This window comes from Enterobacter sp. 725m/11, from assembly GCF_011683705.1.
GTDB classification, from domain to species: domain Bacteria; phylum Pseudomonadota; class Gammaproteobacteria; order Enterobacterales; family Enterobacteriaceae; genus Enterobacter; species Enterobacter bugandensis.
Window position 1 is genome coordinate 1 of record NZ_JAAQOK010000105.1, and the last position, 1,806, is coordinate 1,806.

Here is a 1,806-nt window from a genome sequence, read left to right on the forward strand (position 1 = left end):
ACTCTCTCCGTCGTCGGCAGCGTCAGATGTGTATAAGAGACAGATAAAGCACATATGAAAAAAACTCAGGCTGAGCTTCGTCTTTAAGCACATCAAAATTAAAACGATTAGTGCCTATTCCAATCCCAGATTTTTTCACACGGAATATCAAATCTATTTTTGTACCATTTTTTCGAAGGAGAGTTTTTTGGAGGGAAAATTTATGTGAATTAAATTCAACATCAATCGTACTTAAATTATATGCAGGCTGCTCTGCCATCTTTGTATAAATAGAGACTTTATCACAAAACGTAAACGCCGTCTGAAGGCCAATACCAAAGAATCCTGTTGGTTTAGCCCACCCTGGCATTTCACTTCTTATTTTTTTACGGAATAAAGTTGTTTCAGAACCCACTTTAAATATCTTCTCTATATCATCTAATGACATACCAACTCCATCATCAGATATTACAAGTTTGAATGTCTCATCAACATCATTCTCACTTAATTTCTCAAGTTTCACTCGGATTAATGTATCACTCAATTTTTCATTAAAATAATTTCTAATCTCAAATTCCGTGAGATTTTTAACATCTAACTCGTCAACAATATCCAACCAAACTTTGTAATAAGTAGCATCAATTGCATTTTGTATGACTTCTCTAACAAAAGGATAGCTTTCACTATAAACAAGAACACTTGTTATATAATGATAAATTCTTTTATGATCAAGAGTAATTTCAGGAGCCCTACCATTTATTGCTAAAAACCCTTTAATATCGCAGTTCAATTTTTCAATAGTTGGCAGCGGTCTGAAACAAGAATCTGGAACAAGCTTATTCCATATCCTTTTTTGATAATCAAATTCATTCTGTATGTAATTAAACCATTCTTGCTGCGCATGATATGATTCATAGTCTTCACACTCTGCTTCAATTTCTATCATCTCAGAATCAATGTATAGATGTTTAATTGACGCGTGCTTTCTTTGATGTGCTATGGAAGATAAAGGAACGCATCCTATATTAGCCAGAAGAGAAGGGCAAAAACGTCCATCATCTATGTCTAATAGATCTCCTATTCTAAGCAGGGCTGCTATATACCTTGGATGAGCATAATCATTCGCATCAACACCATCGTTATATTTAGCTATGTTCAACAATGATTCTCTAGCCATACCATGGCATGCTACTATTTGAGCAACAAAATTAAATAAACGTTTGGGGATTAATGATGTTCTTGGTGAATGCAGTGCTATTCTATCTGGCTCATTAACATTCATTCCAGATCTAACTGCATGAATTTTTCTAAAATAATCAGCAATTAGAAATGTTAACGAATTAGATATATCCAATGCTCTTTTTATATCATTTTCTTTTTTATCATTAAGTACATTACTTGCATGAAGAGCTAACTCATGATCACTTTGTGCGATTTCTTTTAACTGCCTTATGAAATCAGGGTCATTAAGTAATCGTTGTTTTTCCTCATTGGTAATTATCATTCCAGCATCATGCCAGTAACATGACTCCAACAGCATCCAGCAGTCTGTTGCAGAAAGATACTGTATATTTGGAGCTATCACCTTCTCTATTTGGGTAATGATAGTAGAAGAATGAGATGAATCATGAAGGCTGTAATGAGGGTAATCTCGCGAAATGGTGTTTAATGCTCTCGATAATAATTTCTTGTCAAATTCCCATTGAGCCCATAATAATGAACAATTAGTATTCTCATCCGAAAGTTTTCTAAGTCTTTCTTCTATTTTCATTGTCATCTCTCATTACAATCTGTCTCTTATACACATCTGACGCTGCCGACGACGGA

The 1,806-nt window shown here is 34.3% G+C and carries 1 protein-coding gene; it reads right to left on the reverse strand.

The genetic code is table 11. From position 1 onward, the window contains the following. Nucleotides 1–22 precede the first annotated feature (22 nt). The gene (locus HBA26_RS22570) at nt 23–1,750 is read right to left on the reverse strand and encodes an ATP-binding protein (protein WP_166721065.1); all 1,728 of its coding nucleotides are present in this window, start codon (nt 1,748–1,750) and stop codon (nt 23–25) included. Nucleotides 1,751–1,806: the final 56 nt, after the last annotated feature.

Bases quoted from the DNA above. Each gene is read 5' to 3' on its own strand.
- HBA26_RS22570 (WP_166721065.1), bottom strand. From the start codon at position 1,750: ATGAAAATAGAAGAAAGACTTAGAAAACTTTCGGATGAGAATACTAAT.